A 21,450-nucleotide genomic window follows, 5' to 3' on the forward strand; every position below is an offset into this window, starting at 1 on the left:
CATTAGCAGCAGCGTTACAGGAATTTAAATATATTCTTAAGTTTTGGGGGGGAAAGATATGAAATCATCTGGAAAATTCCCCCAAATTTTGTCAGAGTGAGATAGAAAGTTAATAAGTGAAGACAAAAAACGCTGACCTGTGAAAATGTAAAAACCAGTAGCCACGAATATGGTGAAAATCATAAAAATACAAGATAAAAAGTAAAGCATTATCTTGTTTGGCTAGGGTGATACATCAAAAGTGCAGGATGCGATCAACTGGGAGTGGGGAGTAGGGAGTAGGGAAATTATTTTCTAACACCTAATACTTGATACATACTCAATCACAATCTTCCACATTTACCCCAGAAAATCACACCTTTCATGACCGCTTAAAGAGCAGGTAGCATATATGCAAAAAGTTCCTGTTTCACTATGGACTCTGGTCGCTGGAGTTGTAGTCACAGCAATTAGTATTTGGCTCGGACAAAATCACAATCTATTGCCAGAACAAGCATCTCAACAAGCGCCTTTGGTAGACGCATTTTTCAATGTCATGTTTACCATTGCGATCGCACTGTTTCTGATTGTAGAAGGAACGATTGTCGTATTTTTGGTTCAATACCGTCGCCGTCGGGGTGATGATACCGATGGTGTCCCCGTAGAAGGTAACGTTCCCTTAGAAATCTTTTGGACAGCAATCCCCACAGTGATTGTAGTCGCTTTGGGTATCTACAGCGTCGATGTTTACAACCAAATGGGCGGATTTGAGCCTGGAAGTCATCCCCATGCTGCTGCTCATGTTTCCCATGCAAGTGGAACTGCGATCGCAGCTACCCTTAATGACACTTCAGTATCTGGAAGTACCGCGAATATTGGTATTGGTGCGTCTCCCAAAACACAGGGTAAACAAGCTGACTTGATTGTGGATGTCCAAGGAATGCAGTACGCCTGGATATTTAACTATCCCAATAGTGGGATTACCACTGGCGAGTTACACGTTCCCGTTGGTGCGGATGTGCAGTTGAATCTTTCCGCCATTGATGTGATTCACTCCTTTTGGGTTCCACAATTCCGGTTGAAACAAGACGCGCTTCCCGGTATCTCTACTCAACTGCGATTTGTCGCTACTAAACCAGGTACATATCCTGTAGTTTGTGCGGAATTGTGCGGTGGTTATCACGGTTCTATGCGATCGCAAGTAATTGTCCACACACCAGAAGAGTTTGATAGCTGGTTAGCAGAGAGCCAGATTGCAGCAAAGCAAGACCTTAACCAAGCCGTTGCGGTTAATCCGGCTGAGTTATCAACTTCAGAATTTCTCGCTCCCCATGTTCATGATTTGGGGATGAGTGCAGCAACTCTCGCTCAACTTCAAAAGTAGTCGTTGTTCATTGGTCAGGACTTACCCAAAATTATGAATAAACGAACCGCAAAGGACACAAAGGACACAAAGAAAGAAGAGTTTCACTAGAGTTCTTGCGTAAGTCTTTTATTTATTGGTTATTGGTGATGACGACTGACTGAGGACAAAAATAAATTGTCGCAAAATAGCTTATGACACAAGTAAAATTCCCAGGGAACACGCCACCCGAAGGAAATCAATTGACTGGGGGAAATCATCCCCAGGCGTGGAAATGGCAGGACTATTTTACATTTAATGTTGACCACAAGGTGATTGGGATTCAATACCTGGTGACAGCATTTGTGTTTTATTTGATTGGTGGATTGATGGCGGTGGCTTTGCGTGTGGAATTAGCAACGCCAGAATCAGACTTCCTCGACCCCAATCTGTATAACGCTTTCATGACTAACCACGGGACGATCATGATCTTCCTGTGGATTGTCCCCAGTGCTATTGGGGGATTTGGTAATTATCTCATCCCTTTGATGCTCGGTGCTAGGGATATGGCCTTTCCGAAGCTAAATGCGATCGCCTTTTGGTTGAACCCAGTCGCCGGATTCCTAGTTTTAGCTAGTTTTATCTTCGGTGGTTCCCAATCTGGTTGGACAGCTTACCCACCATTGAGTTTGGTAACAGCGCCAAACGCTCAAACTCTGTGGATATTAGCGATCGTTTTAGTCGGAACTTCTTCAATTTTGGGTTCGGTGAACTTTGTCATCACCATCCTAATGATGAAGGTTCCTAGCATGAAATGGGATCAATTACCCTTGTTTTGCTGGGCAATTTTAGCAACTTCTGTCCTCGCCTTGCTTTCTACACCTGTATTAGCTGCGGGTTTGGTGCTGTTGTTATTTGACCTCAACTTTGGCACATCCTTCTTTAAACCAGATGCTGGCGGTAACGTTGTTATTTACCAACATTTGTTCTGGTTCTATTCCCACCCGGCAGTATATTTAATGATTCTGCCCATTTTCGGCATTATGTCGGAAGTAGTTCCAGTTCACGCCCGTAAACCGATTTTTGGTTATAAAGCGATCGCCTATTCTAGTGTAGCTATCTGCGTCGTCGGTTTATTCGTCTGGGTACACCATATGTTTACCAGTGGAACACCCGGTTGGATGCGGATGTTCTTCACCATCTCCACCCTCATCGTCGCCGTGCCGACTGGCGTAAAGATTTTTGCCTGGGTTGCTACCCTTTGGGGTGGTAAAATTCGCTTCACCAGCGCCATGCTATTCGCCATTGGCTTATTGTCGATGTTTGTCATGGGTGGTTTAAGCGGCGTAACAATGGGAACTGCTCCCTTTGATATTCACGTCCACGATACCTATTATGTAGTCGGACATTTCCACTACGTTCTCTTTGGTGGTTCTGTGTTTGGCATCTATGCCGGTATTTATCACTGGTTCCCCAAAATGACCGGACGGATGCTGAATGAAACTTGGGGACGGGTTCACTTTGTCCTCACCTTCATCGGTACTAACTTGACTTTCTTACCCATGCACAAGTTAGGTTTGCAAGGAATGCCCCGCAGAGTGGCTATGTATGACCCCCAATTTGTTGACCTGAATCTACTTTGTACCGTTGGTGCATTTGTTTTGGGGATATCAGTAATTCCCTTCACCATCAATATTATTCAAAGTTGGCGTAAAGGAGAATTGGCGGGTGATAATCCTTGGCAAGCTTTGAGCTTAGAGTGGACAACCAGTTCCCCACCGATAATTGAAAACTGGGAAGTCCTACCTGTTGTAACTCATGGCCCTTACGACTACGGTCATAGTGAAACAGAAGCATCTGGTACAGCAGAAATTAGCGCTTAAGTATTGGCGTGACCAGACTAAATTGTGGGGTGGGCTTCTAGCCCGCCCAAAACAGGCAAGATGCCTGTTCCACAAGAAAATCATCATTCTAAACAATAACTCACCCTTATTGGACATTTAGAGGGTAAATAATATGACTGTAGCTACGACGATTGAACATCACGAAGAACATCATCCAGATTTACGCATTTGGGGACTTTTGACGTTTCTCTGTTCTGAATCATTGATGTTTGGGGGCTTTTTTGCGACTTATTTGTTCTTTAGAGGCATTACAGAAGTTTGGCCTCCAGAAGGAACAGAAGTAGAATTATTTTTGCCTGCGATTAACACCGTTATTCTGGTATCGAGTAGTTTCGTCATTCACTTAGGTGACGTGGCGATTAAAAAGAATAATGTCATGGGTATGCGGTTTTGGTATCTTGTCACCGCACTCATGGGGGCAATTTTCTTGGTTGGTCAGGTTTATGAGTACATGAATCTAGGCTATGGCCTGACTACTAACGTTTTCTCCAACTGCTTTTATATCATGACGGCGTTCCACGGTTTACACGTATTTGTGGGACTGTTATTGATTTTAGGTGTAGTTTGGCGATCGCGTCGTCCCGGTCATTATTCTGCTACCAAACATACTGGTATCGAAATGGCAGAAATGTATTGGCACTTCGTAGATATTATCTGGATTGTGCTATTCACCTTGGTGTACATTCTCACGCTGTTTTAACAGTTTATTTGTGGTTAATTCGTTCTTCGCTTTTATCTTGTCTGTTATTTAAGAGGAACGAACCACGAAGGACGCAAAGGACACAAAGGAAGAAGGAAGAAGGAAATTCAGCGCACATTGACAAAGAAATAGTATCAGTAGGGAGTGGTAAATTATTACTCCCTGTTCCCCATCAAAGGAGATGATTATGCAACTTGATGCAAATCGATTTTCATGGTTTCAGGTTCCGGAAGATGTCAAAAAGTTATTAGTATTGGCAGCACAAACTTGGGAAAATACTTCGGAGTCCGAAAAGTATATTCATCAAGCCTTGGCTAAGGCTGGGGATAATACAGAAATTTTAGTATCAGCATATAGATTTTTTTATTATAAGAATAATTATCCCCTAGCGCTACAAACTGCAATTAAAGTTTTAGATAAAATTAAAGAACTAGAAAACTTTCCTGATGATTGGGAAGAACTCAAGCCTATATTAATTAAACGGCAAGAGGAACCCCAAATCAGATTGTACTTGAATGCTTATGCCGCTTCTGGAATGGTATTAGCAAATTTAGGGGAAATTGAGCAGGCTAAAAAAATCAGTAATCGAGTCAAGCAAATTGACGAAAATAATGATTTTGGAGCCGGAATCCTTCTGGATATTTTGACACGTCCACCAGATGAAGACGATTAGTTAACCAAAAAGAATAGACAACCATGAATAGTTTTTCCATCTACCAACCCATTTCATTATCTGAAACTGAAACTTCTAGCCCTCTTCTACCTGTGGTTATCATCAATCCTTTACCTCCGCGCCCTGGTATTCCTAGTAATTTTACTCCTCCCATGTTGGTATTGTCCCAGTCTTCTCCATTGATGATTTAATGATGATCAAAGGTAAGGATTGGCTGGTAACTGGAGATGGTGAATATCAGGCTTGTAAATCCGTGAGAGCATGGGATTTATTGAGGGAGAATTATCGCCTCTATCGGTTTTTAACTGAAGTGGAAGATGTTCTCAATGGGGTAGAAGACGAATCGAATTGTCTGCCAGAAATCCGAATGCTTGTGAGGCGCTTGATTGTAAATTCCTACTGGGTACAAAGTCAATATTCAGAACCAGATCCTAAAACGGGAAACTCTGTTTTACTCCTGTACGATGAATTGGGTTTTCCCTTGACTGTGCAAACAGTCACATTTGCACCGGGGACTCGTTCAACTATTCATAATCATGGGACGTGGGGAGTTGTCGCTGTATTAAAAGGTCAAGAAAAAAACACTTCTTGGCAACGTATCCACAGCCCTGATTCTGCCGAAAAAATTGCACCTACGGGAGAAATAACTTTATTTCCCGGAGATATTGTCAGCTTGACTCCCGATGCAATTCACAGTGTGGAAGCAGTGGGTGAGGAACCAACTGTGACTTTTAATGTTTATGGAGAAACTGATCCGCAAGAGAGGTTTGAGTTTGATTCAGTTACCCATACAGCTAGGAAGTTTTGATCAGAGGAATCAATCATATTTAGGGACAGCCAAATAAAACAAAATCCAACAAACCTCTCTGTTCCTTCTTCCTCTGTGTTCTCTGCGCCTCTGTGGTTGGTTTATTCCTGAAAAATCCCTTAGTAAATTGGGAGTAAGTGCAATGGCTAGAGTAATTTTCTATGAAAAGCCAGGTTGTAAAGGTGGTATCAAGCAAAAAGTTTTGCTCACCGCTGCTGGTCATGAGGTTGTCGTGTGTAATCTGCTGAAAGAACCTTGGACAGTTCAGCGCTTGCGGTCATTTTTTGGCGATCGCCCCGTAGTTGAATGGTTTAATCGTTCTGCTCCCAAGATCAAATCTGGGGAGGTGGTTCCGGAAAAAATCGATGCTCAAAAAGCTTTAGAACTAATGCTGGAAGACCCTTTGTTAATTCGCCGTCCTTTATTAGAAGTAGACGATACCTCCGGTGGGCAAAGCCTACGCCGTGAGGTAGGTTTCGATGTGGAAGCAATCGATGCTTGGATTGGCTTAAAGCCTGTGGATGAGTCTTTACGCGCAGTCAGCGAAGGTCTTACGAGCCAGAATTTACAAGGTTGCTCCCACGGTCATGGTCATAGTCATGATCATCATCATGAAGGTGGCTGTAAGCATTAAGTTATCTAGGCTGTAGGGACTTTGAATGTCTCTACAGCTGAATTAGGAGTTAGTGTCACGCAGAGGCGCAGAGGCGCGGAGAGTTAGAGAGTTTTATTTTTTCATGTCTACAGGTAGGTCTTGAAACATGGGTGTGCTGAGGTAACGTTCTCCAAAGGAAGGTTGAATCATCACAATTAATTTCCCGGCGTTTTCTGGGCGTTGACCGGCTTGAACTGCTGCACATAAGGCTGCGCCGGAGGAAATTCCTGATAGTAGTCCTTCTTCTTTGGCTAAACGTCGTCCGTATGCGATCGCTTGTTCGTCACTAACTCTGATGACTTCATCAATTAGTTCTAGGCGTAGGACATCGGGGACGAATCCTGCACCGATACCTTGAATTTTGTGCGGCCCGGCTGCACCACCAGAGAGGATAGGGCTATTGCTGGGTTCAACTGCGATCGCTTGCACACTCGGTTTATATTGTTTTAGGACTTCTGCAATCCCTGTAATTGTCCCACCCGTCCCGACTCCAGCAATTACGATATCTACCTCTCCATCGGTATCTGCCCAAATTTCTTCGGCGGTAGTTTCTCTGTGAATTTTGGGGTTGGCTGGGTTGCGAAACTGTTGCAGCATGAAAGCATTGGGAGTATTTGCCACAATTGCTTCAGCTTTATTAATTGCCCCTCGCATTCCTTCAGCGCCTGGTGTTAATTCTAAAGTTGCACCGTAGGCTTTGAGCATAGAGCGTCGTTCTTGGCTCATTGTCTCTGGCATTGTCAAAATTAAACTATAGCCACGCGCTGCTGCTACCATCGCTAAAGCAATGCCTGTATTTCCGGAAGTTGGTTCGACTAAAATGGTTTTCCCAGGTTCAATTAAACCCTCTGCTTCTGCCGCCAGTACCATACTAATGCCAATCCGGTCTTTGACTGAAGCGGCTGGATTCATGCTTTCGAGTTTGACCACAATCCTGGCTCCCACTCCCTCAGCTTGAGGAATTTTATTCAGTTGAACTAAAGGAGTTCTACCAATCAGTTCTGTAATATCTTTAGCAATTCTCATAAATTATCTCCTATGATCTTAAGTTTAGGGAAAATTATTTACCGATGAAAATCAACGTGTATGTATTTAATATATATTCGGTGTGAATAAATGTGTAGAATCTCTACTCTTCCCCAAGTACACAATTGATCGGCTGAAGCATCAATTTAATGTAATTTTCTCATTTATCCTTGACCCGTAATGTTTTTTAGTTACCATAATCAACTTGAATAGCTTAATTTCACAGTTTTTATCTTGGCGAAACTTATTTATCTGTTGTTTACTCAATCAGGATATCAGAAAGTTGTTCATTTAACTTTTGATAATTTATATTTAGTATATGAGGTTGCATTTACAGTAAAAACTCAATGGATTTTTCTGCAAATTTAGTGTACACTCACCACATAATCTCTTCACTTGAGTACAAACTTTCAGCGTCAAAAACCAGAACAAAAACTGTCTTCTACAAGCGCCCCATATAGCTTTGAGCTTGAGTGCAGAAAGACTAGTACCCCACCTCAGAAAGACTAGTACCTCACCTGAGAAATACTCGTACCCATCCCCCAAATAATTTATCTAAGTCTTATGAGATAGAAGTTATGGGCTTTGAGTACAACTTTAATAAATTTAATAATCTTAATTCAGCTAGGTGAAACTCGGCTGAAGAGGGATGACTGTTATAAATTATGTAGGATTTACGCAGAGATTCCCCTCTACCCCCCGAAGTTCCTAGGGTTTTACCCAACGAATTAGGGGGGACTTCTTAACTCTTCTGTTGCCCAACGTTGTAACTTTTCAGTGAGGAAGATATTAGTCCTCAGTTGCAATTATAGCTTTTGTGAAAAAATTGGTAGATTTTCAGTAGCCAGTGAACAAACTGCACGCTGATAAATGGTTAAACTTTAGTATCAGAAATGTGAGAAAAGTGGAAAGCAAAAACTGGTTAGGTAAACAGCAACAGAAATTTGTCTGGATGCATACTATCTAACACAGGAGAGCAAATATGAAAGTCAAACTTCTAAATGTTCTCACAGTTTGTTTAGTTACCTTAGTAGTGCTTTCTCCAGGGTTAGTAGTATTTAGCATAGTTTGGGGACGACATATTGAGTTCGTTAAGATGCAGAATTTAACCTGTGAAATCAACAAAAATCCTCCAGATAATTCTGCCTTATTTTCCCCAGCAGTAGGTACAAGTTTATCTCAATATCAGACAAAGAAAGAAATCTCTGATCGCAATTTTGTGAACCGATTATTAATTGCTGCCGAGCAATATAGACTTGCTAGCATCTTACAATGGTTTGTCATAATCACCCCTATTTTTGTAGGATTAGGGATTATTATTTATGATAGATATCTTGTTTATCGTGCTGCTATCTTAAAACAACAAGTTGAAATGTTGGAAAGGCTTTGGCAGCAAAGGATCGAGTAATCGTCTCTGCAAATTTTACTCATTAAACAAACAAAATTACCATGACAGAAGAACGCCAAATCCAATATTTTGATCTCATTGACCAGTTACTTAAATGTCCCAATGGTCAAGAACCAGAAGTTTTAGAAGCTCAACCAGAATTAATTGATGCTGCTTTTGTGGAAACAATGCTACAAGTAGCAGCTAGTTTTGCCCACGGAGATAATCAAGAAGGCGCTCAGTTTTTATTCTTTGTCGCTCGTGAATTAGCAAAGCAACTGGGCTTATATCCTGAAGTCCCAAATTCTGAAGTTGCAAGTAAGGAGTGAATATGCTGCTGACTGAAACCGACGCTGGACAAATTGCGTTAGAGTTCCTCATGGCAGATTGGAATATCTCAGAAGATCATCGAGAGTGGTTTGTCATGTTTGGCTCTCGGCTAATTGGCGAGAGTTGGTACATTGTCGAATTGGGTGTGGAAGGATTTCCGGATCGTTGGTTTATTGAAGTCTATGATACGGGAATGTGTGACCCCAACTATACATTTTTATCACCGATTCCGGCTTCAGAAGGATTTTCTGATTTTGTAGATGTTCCAGAAATGTTAGCTGAAGTTTTAGTAGCGGAGCGTAAAGCTCGTTAATCATCATTAAGATGCAAAATTCAGAATGTACATTCATTAAAAATGAAGATTTTGAGTTTGCTATTTAAAAGTTTTTAGCGAGCCGAGCCACCGGATTTCTGAAGTTTGTCACAATTCCATAGGATGACTAGATGAGGTGATGCTAAACTAAAGCACACCTTATTTTTTTATAAACATCGACTGAATAATGAAAATATACCTTTTGCAAATTAATTGTATGCAACGGCGCTACATTTTTTGAGAGATATCTAATCACAAAAAAGAAAGAAATCGTGTAATTTGTCATGCTTAATTGACAAAAATATGTTATATTAAATAGCGTGATGAGCGCTACAGAAATATTAGTTGATATGATTGCTGAACATATCCTAGCTAAAGAATTCACAAGAGTCGTCACTGACTATTACCCAACACTTGGGGAACTACTAGACGGGTGTCATGTGAAAGTCATCACCTGTTTTTGGGGACGACCAGCTAGACGTTTGCAATATATAGGGATTTACTGCTCGGAAAAAATGCTTCCCTATGTGCAAGCTCAAAAAGATGTACTCAGAGAACTAGCAGATAATATGGGGCTAATTCAAGTGGTGTGTATGAACGGGTCGCGATTGCTACGCGACCCCATGTCGAAGCTCAAGCATACCAATCCCGGCCTATGGTTGGAATTGCAATGGGTGACAACTGAAAATAGCGATCGCCTACAATGAAAACTGGAATTTTTTGCAATTACGAAAATCATCATCAAAATAGCCGCCGCACAATCTTTGAACAAGTCGCGCTGGTACAGCAGGCGGAAAGCTTAGGTTTTGAGTCAGCCTGGGTAAGTGAACATCATTTTAATGAATTCAATCTCAGCTCGTCGATGTTGCTGTTAATGGCACACCTAGCGGGGCTTACCTCAACGATTCAATTAGCGACGGCGGCGGTATTATTGCCATTTCATAATCCCATTCGGGTAGCAGAGGATATTGCCACCCTGGACAATTTGTGTAATGGCCGATTGTTATTTGGGGTGGCTAAGGGTGGGCCTTTCCCCCAGCACAATAAGCATTTTGGCACACCAATGGGTGAATCTCGCGCCAAGATGTTAGAGGCGATCGCCTTAATTCAAAAGCTGCTGTATGATACCGATGTGTCATTTAACGGACAGTATTATCAATGCGATCGCCTGACAATTTCCCCCAAACCATTACAGTCTCAGATTCCAGTTTACATAGCCACTGGTGATGATCAAGGCATAGAATTTGCCGCTCAAAATTCCTTCGGCTTAATGGGGGGACCGCCATTTTCCTTAGAGAGATTGAAAAATACAGTGGCTAAATATCGAGCCTGCAATCATAGTGGTTCCGAAAAATTTGTATTGGCGCGCTTTTTTTATGTTGGTAAAACATTCGATGAAGCAGTGAGTGAAGCCTTACCATTCATTCGCAAATTCAGCCAAAAGATGCAAGCCAACTCGGCTGAAATCATCCAGAAAAGCGCGAATCCCAATCAGAAACCATTTGATCGAACAAATATTTGTTTCGATGAAGACTATTTGATTGAAAATTCGATTATTGGTGATGTGAGGACTTGTCGTGACAAAATCAAAACATTTCAAGACGAGTTAAATCTCGGTACATTAGCGCTCAAACCCTCCTCTTTGGATTTGCAAAAAAACTTAGAAAGTTTAGAGCGCTACAACCAAGAGGTTCGGAATTATGTCTAAACTACACCTGCTTCCTCCTGATGATTTACCACCTACCAAGGTAACGAAACAGGATGGAATGCTGCATATGGAGTTCGAGCGGTCTACTGGCAGATGCTTTTTCCACGCTTGCGATCGCATTACGCAAGTCCTCTTATCTAACTGTCAGTGGTATCTCACCAAGAATAGCACAACCCTGATGCTAATTATTGACTGCCCTGACATAGTATCTTACTGGCATATAGTCAGTAACATTCCCCAGTTAGGGAATCGGCTAGAGCGGTTTACCAGTAACGCCAAAATCCGCGTTTATCCTCCATTTGGTAAAGGCACGCCATTTGAAATCAGCGTCAATGAAATTTCGGCTTATCGAGATTGGCTGTAATAGCAAACTCCTCGAATTGCCTAATCTCATCTTACTCTTCCCCGCCTTCGGGGAGAGAATTAAAACAGACATAACTCTAGGACATTTGTAGCTAAATCCTAGCTGCTAAGAATCAGTTTTACAAAATAGCCTTCATTCCCAGATTTGCCCGAATATCGCTCACCTGGACATCCCAATATTGATCCCATTTTTGAGCAATAAACTTACCTGGCGTTTGGGAACCGAGATTATAACCACGGGAAATTTCAGACATTAAATATTTGAAATTATGTGGTTGATAAAGACTAATCATCACCAGACCAAAACTTACAATCATAGCGCTGATAGGAATCGGTGTTTGAGCGATAAAAAAAGCTTGTAGTCCAATTTCACCAATTTCATCAGTATCAAATCCACCAACCACATGATAAATATCATGGGTAGTTCTCCAGAGCATTTTGAGATAAGAGATATCATCAACTACAGGAACCGTCTTATAGAAATAGGGATTAAATTTTTGGGACTTAATTTTATGAGCATAAACATGACCCAAAGTACCCTCTGGAAGCTGGATTAACTCATCGAGATTGACAGGAGCAGGAAGCCAGCGTTCCTTAAATAAGATATTAACTTCAGGACTTTTTTTCAACTCATTAACGGCTAGCTGTGCCATTTCCGTTTGATCAAGTGCGTCTTCAAAGTCAAATACTGCATCAGTGCGACCATCGTCAGTTTTTAGGGTACTAGATGCTAGGAATTGAATAATGTAAGTTAAAAGTCCTTTGTCAGTGTCACGAGCAATTACATTGACCATAGTGATTCTCTGCGTTGCAATATAGCTTTGCTACTTAAAACCCGAAGTGCATTATTTAAAATTTATGCATTACCAGTAAAAAAGAATATGCACTATTTATTTTTGATAAAAATAGGTGATTTTTTCATGGATCTTCAGAGGGATTGCATAAATCCGTAAATTGTTGTTTATTAAAAGGTTAAATCAGAATATAAAGACTTAAAGCATGAACTTAACGCGTGAATTAGATACTGCATAAATTAGTAAAAACACGAACGAAAAAACACAGATATCTTTTCTTCTCTGTGTTCATTTGTGGATTAATTTAATTACAGATATTATTGATCAAGCTACGGTAAAAAATTTAAACAGAAACAGAAATCGAAAAATTCGCCACTCTTGCAGATAACCAAGCATACCAACTTTCTAAACCAACACTAGTAGTAGCAGAAACCTGAAAAATCTGAATTTGGGGATTAACTTGTAGGGCATAATCGATACATTTCTGCACATCAAACTGCACGTAAGGCAGTAAATCAATCTTAGTCAGAATCAGGATGTCACTAGCACGAAACATATGGGGATACTTGATAGGCTTATCTTCTCCCTCAGTCACCGAGAGAATCACCACCTTAGCTTGTTCTCCCAAATCAAACAAAGCCGGACAAACCAAATTTCCCACATTTTCAATCATCACCACTGAATTGAGAGGCGGATTCAATTGTTGTAAACCCCTATCAATCATAGAAGCTTCTAAATGACAACCAGTACCCGTATTAATTTGCACAACATTACAGCCCGTTTCCCTAATCTTTTGGGCATCATTAGCTGTTTCTTGGTCGCCTTCAATCACATTAATCGGTAACTGATGCTTTAAATCATGAATAGTCCGAGTTAACAGAGTAGTTTTACCCGAACCAGGAGAACTCATTAAATTTAAAGCTAAAATATTGCGTCCTTTAAACCATCCCCGATTTTGGGCGGCTATCAGATTATTTTTCGCTAAAATATCCTGTTCTAAAGATATTGTTGTATTATGTATTTTGGCATGAACTTGAGACGCTTCATGCTGAGTATCATGATTATGGGAATGAGTGATTATAGTTCCATCAGGTAAAGTGTGAGTATGATCATGGTGCTTGTGTTCAACCTCACCAGTTTGTAAATTAGTAATTGTGCTTTCAGCATCATCAGAACAACCGCAAGTTACACACATAATTACTCTATTTCGATTTCCTTAATTTTCAATTCTTCACCAGTTATTAAATCTAACTGCACGCTACCACAGCTACATACACCAAAAGGTTTATTTAAATGTATTTCTGCACCACATTCACGACATCGTGCTAAACCTGGAATTTCTCTAATTTCTAATATCGCCCCGACTAAAACCGTACCTTGAGTACAGACATCAAAACAGAACTCAATAGCATCAGGTAAAATCGCCGAAAGTTGCCCAATTTCTAACACCACACGTTGAACCTTTGCACCTTGGGCGTGTTCACTAACAATAGCCACAATATTTTGCGTAATTCCTAGTTCGTGCATATAAATCAATACGCTTCACTTAAAGTCAGGTTTATTTTTTTTACGAACGACAGAGGCGCAGAGGACACAGAGATAATAGAAGAGAAGAAAGAGAGGAAAAAAATCTTTAACTAAACTGTATTGGTATATATCTTATCTAAAATAGATAGACCAACTTAGCAAAAAGTAACTCACAAAAATAACCTCTTGAACTCTCTTTCTCCGTGTACTCTGTGTCCTCTGCGGTTCGTTCTTTCTCATTTATTCATAAATCTTACCAAAGAACCTTTTAAACCCTCTTAACTTGGCGTACTACAGCCCTTGCGGGCATCGCTGCGCGCGGGCGACTTGGCGGTTCGTTACTCCAAAAAAAATCAACAAATCCTGGGTAATTGTTCCCCCACCAACATATCTACAATTCTTTCAGTCCCAAAAGCCGTTCTTAACAACACAATACCCGGAGGCGAAGCAATAACCTCACCAATAACACAAGCATCCTTCCCGGCTGAATGTGATCTCATAGCCGCTAAAACAGTTTTAGCATTCTCACCAGCTACCACCACCACTAACTTACCTTCATTAGCCAAATACAAAGGATCTAAACCTAGTATTTCACAAACTCCTTTAACTTCTTCCCGCACAGGAATAGATTCTTCATCAAGGCGAATACCTACACCAGAACTCACAGAAAATTCATTTAAAACTGTAGCTAAACCGCCCCGTGTAGCATCACGCATAGCATGAATTTCAGGACAAACACTCAGGATATCTGCTACTAAACTGTGTAAAGGTTGACAGTCACTTTCGACATTAGTTTCTAAGGCTAATTCCCCACGGGCGATTAAAATTGCTGCACCATGATTTCCCAATTCGCCATTAATAATTACCACATCTCCCACTTGGATATTATGGGCAGAAATGTTAATTCCTTGAGGAATCACCCCAATACCTGTAGTATTAATAAACAGTTTATCCGCAGCACCACGTTGGACAACTTTTGTGTCACCTGTGACAATTTGCACGCCAGCTTTTTGGGCGGCTACTTTCATACTAGCAACAACACGCCGCAAAGTTTCTACTGGTAATCCTTCTTCTATAATAACGCTACAAGTAAGATATAAAGGTTTAGCACCACTGACTGCTAAATCATTAATCGTGCCATTAATTGCTAATTCACCAATATCACTACCGGGAAAGAATAAAGGATCTACAACGTAAGAATCTGTGGTAAATGCTAGTCTATCTCCCTGTTGGGCGAGACTAGCTAAGTTTAAACTGGCTTGGTCTTCTAATTGGGAGAGAATTGGATTATCAAAGCTACTAACAAAGATATCCTCGATTAAATCGCGCATGGCTTTACCGCCGCTACCGTGGGCGAGGGTAATATGAGTCTCTCTCACCTTACTTTTTTGGGGTTTGCCGATTTTTTGCAGGAGAGGATTTTGGGTTTTGTGTTTGGGGGAAAAATTCATGTTTAAAAACGAACCACTAAGGACACAAAGTACGCGTTAGCGTAGCGTCTCCCCTTGGGAGAAGAAGGAGAGGAAGGAGAAAGTTTAGATACCTTTTTCTTTATGTCTACCACTATGTTTATCTATATGTAATTGACCACCCACAGCCCAATTTTCTCTCTCAAATTCATCAATATGTATAGTTATCCATTCTGGTTTAGCACCCAAGGTTTCAATTAGTGTTTCGGTTAGTGCTTTGACTAATTGGCGCTTTTTTTCGACGGAGTGACCTTTGGCTATTTGTATTGTGATGAATGGCATATACTTTTTCTCCTATTTTGTGTAATGAACCCCACCCCCAGCCCCTCCCCGCAAGCGAGGAGGGGAGTTAGAGTATAGCTAATTTAGATAAAGCTACTTTTTCAGCTTTTTTACTAATTGCAGAAAGTCGTCCATATTTGTAGTAGGCTGCACACGCACCTTCTGAGGAAACCATGCAGCTTCCAATGGGTGTTTCTGGTGTGCAAGCTGTACCAAATACTTTACATTCCCAAGGTTTTAAAACTCCTTTGAGGATTTCTCCACATTTACAGGCTTTGTGGTCAGCTACTTTTAAGTTAGGAATAATAAATTTTTCTTCTGCATCAAATTGGGCATATTCATTCCGGATTTTTAAGCCTGATTCAGGTATTTCGCCTAAGCCTCGCCAATCAAAGTTTTCTCGCACTGCAAATACTTGGTTCATTGCTTGCAATGCAACTAGATTTCCGGCTGGTTCTACTAATCTGTTATATTGGTTTTCTACTTCACAACGGTTTTCTACTAACTGCTGTAATATCATCCAAATTGATTGGAGTATATCTAAGGGTTCAAAGCCGGAAATTACTATGGGTTTATGATATTTTTGGGCAATAAATTGATATGCTTCTGTTCCAATTACCATGCTGACATGACCAGGCCCAATAAATCCATCTAGTTGTAAGTCGGGGTTATCTAGTAGGGCTTGAAGGGCGGGTATAACGAGAACATGGTTGGAAAACATACTAAAGTTGGTGATGTTTTCGGCTGCTGCTTGCAAGATGGTGAGGGCGGTACTGGGGGCGGTGGTTTCAAAGCCGAGGGCGAAAAAGACAATTTCTTTGTCTGGGTTGTCTCTAGCGATTTGCAGGCTATCGAGGGGGGAGTAAACCATGCGGATATCTGCGCCTGTGGCTTTGGCTTGGAGTAGGTTGGTGGTGGAACCGGGAACTCTCATGGTGTCGCCAAATGTGGCGAGAATAACGTTATGATTTTGGGATATGGCGATCGCATCGTCTAATCTCCCTTTTGGCATGACGCATACTGGACAACCAGGCCCGTGGATGAGTTCTAGGTTGGGGGGAAGGATGTCTTCTATACCGTATTTAAATATGGAGTGGGTATGTCCACCACATACTTCCATTAGTTTGAGGGGTTTGTTTAGTTGGTTGCATAGTTGGGTTATTTGCTTGCTTAGGGCTGCTGCTTTTTCTGGTTCTCGAAATTCGTTGACGTATTTCATGGGGGATTTTAGCTTTTTTTTGGGGGGTTTTTAACGAACCGCCAAGTCGCCAAGGTCGCCAAGGAAGAGAAGAGAAAATGGTGTTGGTTGCTTAAATTTTTGAAGCAAGTGGATTTCTACTCAGCACTCAGCAGTCGGCACTTTCCTATATTTGGGCTTGGGCTGTTGCTAGTTCTTCTAATAGTTTTAATGTTTCTGCTGCTTCTTGTTCGTTGATGCGATTCATGGCGAAGCCTACGTGAACTAATACCCAATCTCCTATACATTTTTCGGGGGGATGTTGTTCGTTGATTATGCAGGCTATGTTTATTTGGCGTTTGACTCCAGCTATGTTAACTATGGCTAGTTTATGGTTAATGTCGCTGATTTCTATTATTTGACCTGGGATTCCTAAGCACATTTTTGTTTTCCTGGAATTTATGAAACGAACCACAGAGGCGCAGAGAACGCAGAGGAAAGATTAAGAGTTGGGGATTAATTGGGCGGCTGTAATTACTGCTTGTCCTAGTGATATGTTGCCGTCGTTGGAGGGGAGTAAACTGTGAGTTATTACGTTTATTCCTAAAGTTTGTAAACCTTGGGTAACTTGTGTTAATAAAATGCAGTTCTGAAATACTCCTCCGGTTAATACGACTTGATTAATCAGGTTTTTTTGAGAAAGATGTTTAACTACATCAACAATAATTTGAGCTAAACTTTTATGAAATTTTGTGGCTATCTCTGATTGACTAATCTGTTTTTGCAAGTCTTGAAGCAGGGCTTGCCACATTGGTTTTGAGTCTATATAATAAATGCTATCGGAAAAGTTAAGGTGAAAAGGATAATTTAGGGTTTCTTCATGATTATTTAAGTTGATAGGATTGACTAAGGCTTCCATTGCGATCGCAGCTTGTCCTTCATAGCTACATTCTTCTGGATAAATGCCGATAGCCGCAGCTACTGCATCAAACAACCTCCCTACGGATGAGGCTGGAGGTGAGTTAATTCCTTGTTCTACAGCTTTTTTAAGTAGCTTTAAGGGCTGTTGCTGTAAAAATTTGATAATTTCCAAGTCAGGATATTTTTGTTGACTTTCATCCCAAATATCGGCACTGAGTAAGTGGGCGTAGGTGTTACGCCAAGGCTGATAAATTGCTTTTTCACCGCCAATCATCGCCACTGGTTTAAATGTTGCGAGTCGCTGAAATTGACGATAATCTGCTAAGAGAAATTCTCCTCCCCAAAATTTGCCGTCTTCGTCATAACCTAATCCATCTAAAGCAATCCCTAAAACTGGGGCTGAATTTAAAGGAATCCCATTTTCTGCCATACAAGCAGCAATATGGGCGTGATGATGTTGGATAGGGTGAAGTTTAAGTTTATTAACAGATGCGAGTTCTTTACCGAGTTTTGTGGAAAGATATTCGGGGTGTTTATCGATAGCGATCACTTCTGGTTGATGTTCAAATAAATTTAAATATAGATTGAGTGTATCTTGATAAGCATGAAAAGCCGCAGCGGTTTCTAAATCGCCCAAATGTTGAGAAAGAATTGCTTCACCTTCGCGTAATAAACAAAAGGTATTTTTTAACTCACTACCCATCGCTAAAATTGGCGTTACCTTCTCAAATCCCGGTGGTAAAATCATCGGTGCTGGTGCATATCCCCTAGCCCGGCGAATAATTTTTACTTGATTATCAATCACCCTAGCAACAGAATCATCTACTCGGTTGACAATATCCCGATTATGTAAAAGAAAATAATCCGCAATGTGACTTAAGTTTTCTCTAGCTTCTTCATTATCAATACATTGAGGTTCATCAGCAATATTCCCACTGGTTAACACAATAGGGCGATTCATCCGCCGCAAAATTAAATGATGTAAAGGCGTGTAAGGTAACATAAAACCGAGATAATTTAGTCCCGGTGAAACTGAAGGCGCAATTAGACATTCAGGATTTTTTTGTAACAATACAATAGGCGCAGCAGCACTTACTAATAATTCCTTTTCTGTATCGTTAATAGTACAATAATCGGCAATTACTGCCATATCCCGCGCCATTAAAGCCAAAGGTTTGTGATAACGTCGTTTACGCTGACGCAATTTTTGTACAGCAGCTTCTTGAGTTGCGTCACAAGCTAGATGAATACCACCCAACCCTTTAATAGCCACAATCTCACCTTTTTGCAACAAAGTACAAACAGCATCAACATCATCCATCATCGAAAACATCGAAGCCGTCACAGGTTGACCATCAGCCCGTTCTAGCCAAGCTTTCGGTCCGCAAGTATGACAAGCTACAGGTTGGGCGTGAAAACGACGATTTTCCACATTTTCATACTCCCGTTCACATTCAGCACACATAGCAAACGCAGACATACTGGTATTGCATCTATCGTAAGGAATCCCACGAATAATACTGAAGCGAGGACCGCAATGAGTACAATTAGTAAAAGGGTAACGATAAAAACGGCTAAAAGGGTCAAAAATTTCCTGTTGACATTGGGGACAAATCGCCGCATCAGGAGTAACTTCTGTATTTTTAGAACTACTCACACTATGAGAAATCACAAAATCAGTAAAATCCCCATCACCTTCATAACTAACTCTTGTCAACTCCTGAATTTTCCCCAAAGGAGGACATTCAATATATAGTTTATTGATAAACTCAGTAATAGCCACCTCACTCCCAGAAACCCGAATTAAAACACCCTCCCCATCATTACAAACATCACCCAACAACCCACAAACCGTAGCCAGACGATAAACAGTAGGACGAAATCCCACACCTTGAACAGTCCCCCGAACCCTAATCTCTTCCATTCTTCTCTGCGCCTCTGCGCCTCTGCGTGAAACTTTTACGCCAACCGCCACAACAACACCCGATTATTCCCAGAATCAGCAATTACCGCCACATTCCCACAAACCTTCACCCCATAACACCAATTCAAAGTATCACGCTGGGGTAAACCAAAATCCCGATTTTCACCCTTAGATTTAAAATTAACTTGTCCCGCCAAACCATCAGCAACCGCCCCAGATAATAATTGAAACTCCGGCTTTCTCCATCCTAACAAACGGGAATTTGCAGTATCAGCAACCAGCAACCAATCATTACCAACCGCTACACCATAAGGCATACTTAAACTACTAGCACTAGGAAAATAAATACCTTGATTCATTTCCACAGAATCAAAACTTTTTTGTCCTAAAACTACCGCACAAGGGGCATTATTTTCTGTAGGTATACCCTCCCAAATCATCACTCGGTGATTACCTGCATCAGCAACCACTAAATTGTCTTCCCAAACAGTAATATCATGACACCAACGCATACTCGCCGCCGTAGGAGAACTTCCCCCATTTTCATTGCGAGATGTCAGATCTGGTTGTCCCAAAACTAAATCAGCAGGTTGACCATTCTCTGTAGGTAATTGCTGCCAAATTAATAATCTGCGATTTCCCGTATCAGCAACAAATAGCTTACCTTGATGATAGAAAACACCATAAGGCCAGTGCATAGTATTAGCAGCAGCTTGATGAGTTCCCCTATTTGGTTCATTTTGGCTAAAATCAGCTTGTCCTAACACCAAATCTGCTGGAACATGACTATCTTCTGGGACATTTTTCCAAATCAATACCCGATGATTCCAAGCATCAGCTACCGCTAAACCTGTACCACAAGCACAAATTCCCGTGGGGACACTAAAAGTATTTCTTCCCGGTGTACCTTTAGCATTTTGACCTTCATGATAAAAATCCGGTTGTCCAATTACCCAGTCAGCCGGTTGACTATCTTCGGTAGGTACATTTCGCCATCCCAATAACCGATGATGTCCTGTATCTGATACCCACAAAGAACCAGTTTTAGATAACAAACAAGCACCGCGCGGACCAAACATATTTATCGGACTAGGTGCTATGGGTATAGCTAATATTTCTGGTTCAATAATATTACCTAAAATTACCTCTGTACCTTCCGGTGATAAAGGGAATAATTGGAAAATTACTGTGGCTTCTGGCGGCAATTGTGACGCAGGATTAATATTAATGGGTATATCCATGAACCGCAGATGAAGACTGATAGCTATTTAAACTCATCGACGGATATTGGAATGTATCGCCTGTGGCAATTTTCTTGTTAAATTGAATATTTGGGCAGTTTTACAAAAACTTTCTCACCTTTAATTTGTACTGGATAAGACTGTAATGGAACATCAGCAACAGTTAAACATTCCCCAGTTTCTAAATTATACTGAAACCCATGAGATTTACAAGTGAGAATTTCATGATCTAATTTGCCCATATCCAAAGGAGTGGCTAAATGTGGACAAGCATTTAAGTAACAGATAACATTTTCACCTTGGCGATATAAAATTAGTGAATTCTTCCCAACTTTACCTGTCAATATCCCAGATTCAGGAATTTGATCAATTGTTGTTAATTTCACCCAAGTAGAGGTATCTTCTGGAGTAAATGCATTGTTGACAGTGGAAGTATGATTGACTGCTACAACTTTAGTAATTTCAGGACAATGATTTTTTATTGCCTGTTCTACACTTTGAGTTAAAGTTAAGGTTGAAGTGGGACAACTGCTACAGCTTCCAATTAATTTGACTTCTACTGTATCAGGTGGTTTGATTGCGACAAATTCTACATCGCCATCATGACTTTTTAAACCTGGGCGAACTTCTTCTAGGGCTGCTTGAATTCTTTCTATTAGTGGCGGTTGCTGTGGCTTGACTAGTTCGTGATAAAGCAAAACTGAATATACTATTTCATCGTCTACAGCTTGACGCAAAGCTGAAATTGATTCTTTCTTCAGGCTTTTAATTAAATGCGTTAATGCTGCTTTGTGTAAATCTTCTATCGCTCTTTTTATTCCTACAGCTACACACCTTTGGCTTTCGTCCCATTGGGATATAATTGCTTCAAAGCGATTGATTTCTTGAACTAGTTCTTCTAGTTTTGTCATTATATTTAGTCGTTAG

General features: G+C 40.9%; 23 protein-coding genes. 12 read left to right on the forward strand and 11 right to left on the reverse strand.

Annotated features, from left to right (window positions below; all coding sequences use genetic code 11):
- Positions 1-391: 391 nt before the first annotated feature.
- The 6 genes from AACX33_RS03725 (at position 392) to AACX33_RS03750 (ending at position 6,040) form a co-directional block, all read left to right on the forward strand.
- On the forward strand, positions 392-1,363 hold the full coding sequence (locus AACX33_RS03725; protein WP_193999455.1) for a cytochrome c oxidase subunit II: 972 nt from the start codon (positions 392-394) through the stop codon (positions 1,361-1,363).
- A gap of 173 nt (positions 1,364-1,536) precedes the next feature.
- Complete coding sequence (ctaD, locus tag AACX33_RS03730) at positions 1,537-3,204, forward strand: cytochrome c oxidase subunit I (protein ID WP_193999457.1); 1,668 nt, start codon at positions 1,537-1,539, stop codon at positions 3,202-3,204.
- Between the two features lie 133 nt (positions 3,205-3,337).
- On the forward strand, positions 3,338-3,925 hold the full coding sequence (locus AACX33_RS03735) for a cytochrome c oxidase subunit 3 (protein WP_193999459.1): 588 nt from the start codon (positions 3,338-3,340) through the stop codon (positions 3,923-3,925).
- A 187-nt stretch (positions 3,926-4,112) separates the two neighbouring features.
- Entirely contained in the window at positions 4,113-4,598 is a 486-nt protein-coding gene (locus AACX33_RS03740) for a hypothetical protein (RefSeq protein WP_193999461.1), read from the forward strand.
- Positions 4,599-4,794: 196 nt separating this feature from the next.
- Positions 4,795-5,406, forward strand: a complete 612-nt coding sequence (locus AACX33_RS03745) for a cupin (RefSeq protein ID WP_193999572.1) — start codon at positions 4,795-4,797, stop codon at positions 5,404-5,406.
- 142 nt (positions 5,407-5,548) lie between these two features.
- Positions 5,549-6,040 carry an ArsC/Spx/MgsR family protein gene (locus AACX33_RS03750; protein ID WP_193999463.1) on the forward strand — a complete coding sequence of 164 codons (492 nt, stop codon included), beginning with the start codon at positions 5,549-5,551 and terminating at the stop codon, positions 6,038-6,040.
- A 93-nt stretch (positions 6,041-6,133) separates the two neighbouring features.
- Here AACX33_RS03750 and cysK read toward each other — a convergent pair whose 3' ends face one another.
- A complete protein-coding gene (gene cysK, locus AACX33_RS03755; protein ID WP_193999465.1) occupies positions 6,134-7,087 on the reverse strand; it encodes a cysteine synthase A in 954 nt (317 codons plus the stop codon).
- Between the two features lie 982 nt (positions 7,088-8,069).
- Here cysK and AACX33_RS03760 point away from each other — a divergent pair.
- The 6 genes from AACX33_RS03760 to AACX33_RS03785 all read left to right on the forward strand — a co-directional run bounded on the left by AACX33_RS03760 (position 8,070) and on the right by AACX33_RS03785 (position 11,189).
- A complete protein-coding gene (locus tag AACX33_RS03760; RefSeq protein WP_193999467.1) occupies positions 8,070-8,495 on the forward strand; it encodes a hypothetical protein in 426 nt (141 codons plus the stop codon).
- A gap of 41 nt (positions 8,496-8,536) precedes the next feature.
- Positions 8,537-8,803, forward strand: coding sequence for a hypothetical protein (locus tag AACX33_RS03765; RefSeq protein ID WP_193999469.1), 267 nt, complete (start codon positions 8,537-8,539; stop codon positions 8,801-8,803).
- Between the two features lie 2 nt (positions 8,804-8,805).
- On the forward strand, positions 8,806-9,117 hold the full coding sequence (locus tag AACX33_RS03770; protein ID WP_193999471.1) for a hypothetical protein: 312 nt from the start codon (positions 8,806-8,808) through the stop codon (positions 9,115-9,117).
- A gap of 323 nt (positions 9,118-9,440) precedes the next feature.
- The gene (locus AACX33_RS03775) at positions 9,441-9,824 is read left to right on the forward strand and encodes a hypothetical protein (protein ID WP_193999473.1); all 384 of its coding nucleotides are present in this window, start codon (positions 9,441-9,443) and stop codon (positions 9,822-9,824) included.
- A complete protein-coding gene (locus AACX33_RS03780) occupies positions 9,821-10,825 on the forward strand; it encodes an LLM class flavin-dependent oxidoreductase (RefSeq protein WP_193999475.1) in 1,005 nt (334 codons plus the stop codon). The genes AACX33_RS03775 and AACX33_RS03780 overlap by 4 nt, the downstream gene beginning before the upstream one ends.
- Complete coding sequence (locus AACX33_RS03785) at positions 10,818-11,189, forward strand: hypothetical protein (protein WP_193999477.1); 372 nt, start codon at positions 10,818-10,820, stop codon at positions 11,187-11,189. The genes AACX33_RS03780 and AACX33_RS03785 overlap by 8 nt, the downstream gene beginning before the upstream one ends.
- Before the next feature lie 118 nt (positions 11,190-11,307).
- Here AACX33_RS03785 and AACX33_RS03790 read toward each other — a convergent pair whose 3' ends face one another.
- The 10 genes from AACX33_RS03790 to AACX33_RS03835 form a co-directional block, all read right to left on the reverse strand.
- Complete coding sequence (locus AACX33_RS03790; protein ID WP_193999479.1) at positions 11,308-11,982, reverse strand: Coq4 family protein; 675 nt, start codon at positions 11,980-11,982, stop codon at positions 11,308-11,310.
- A 343-nt stretch (positions 11,983-12,325) separates the two neighbouring features.
- Positions 12,326-13,177 carry a hydrogenase nickel incorporation protein HypB gene (hypB, locus tag AACX33_RS03795; protein WP_193999481.1) on the reverse strand — a complete coding sequence of 284 codons (852 nt, stop codon included), beginning with the start codon at positions 13,175-13,177 and terminating at the stop codon, positions 12,326-12,328.
- A 2-nt stretch (positions 13,178-13,179) separates the two neighbouring features.
- A complete protein-coding gene (hypA, locus tag AACX33_RS03800; protein WP_193999483.1) occupies positions 13,180-13,509 on the reverse strand; it encodes a hydrogenase maturation nickel metallochaperone HypA in 330 nt (109 codons plus the stop codon).
- Between the two features lie 353 nt (positions 13,510-13,862).
- Entirely contained in the window at positions 13,863-14,960 is a 1,098-nt protein-coding gene (gene hypE / locus AACX33_RS03805; RefSeq protein ID WP_193999485.1) for a hydrogenase expression/formation protein HypE, read from the reverse strand.
- Between the two features lie 84 nt (positions 14,961-15,044).
- A complete protein-coding gene (locus AACX33_RS03810) occupies positions 15,045-15,260 on the reverse strand; it encodes a tautomerase family protein (RefSeq protein WP_193999486.1) in 216 nt (71 codons plus the stop codon).
- A 67-nt stretch (positions 15,261-15,327) separates the two neighbouring features.
- On the reverse strand, positions 15,328-16,479 hold the full coding sequence (gene hypD, locus AACX33_RS03815) for a hydrogenase formation protein HypD (RefSeq protein ID WP_193999488.1): 1,152 nt from the start codon (positions 16,477-16,479) through the stop codon (positions 15,328-15,330).
- Positions 16,480-16,624: 145 nt separating this feature from the next.
- The gene (locus tag AACX33_RS03820) at positions 16,625-16,879 is read right to left on the reverse strand and encodes a HypC/HybG/HupF family hydrogenase formation chaperone (RefSeq protein WP_193999490.1); all 255 of its coding nucleotides are present in this window, start codon (positions 16,877-16,879) and stop codon (positions 16,625-16,627) included.
- A gap of 60 nt (positions 16,880-16,939) precedes the next feature.
- Positions 16,940-19,282: a carbamoyltransferase HypF gene (gene hypF / locus AACX33_RS03825; protein ID WP_193999492.1), complete on the reverse strand. Its 2,343-nt coding sequence runs from the start codon at positions 19,280-19,282 to the stop codon at positions 16,940-16,942.
- 35 nt (positions 19,283-19,317) lie between these two features.
- A complete protein-coding gene (locus AACX33_RS03830) occupies positions 19,318-20,523 on the reverse strand; it encodes a hypothetical protein (RefSeq protein ID WP_193999495.1) in 1,206 nt (401 codons plus the stop codon).
- A gap of 77 nt (positions 20,524-20,600) precedes the next feature.
- Positions 20,601-21,434, reverse strand: coding sequence for a NifU family protein (locus AACX33_RS03835; RefSeq protein WP_193999497.1), 834 nt, complete (start codon positions 21,432-21,434; stop codon positions 20,601-20,603).
- Positions 21,435-21,450: the final 16 nt, after the last annotated feature.

Origin of the sequence: Nodularia sp. LEGE 04288, assembly GCF_963896525.1 — a bacterium.
Lineage (GTDB): Bacteria > Cyanobacteriota > Cyanobacteriia > Cyanobacteriales > Nostocaceae > Nodularia.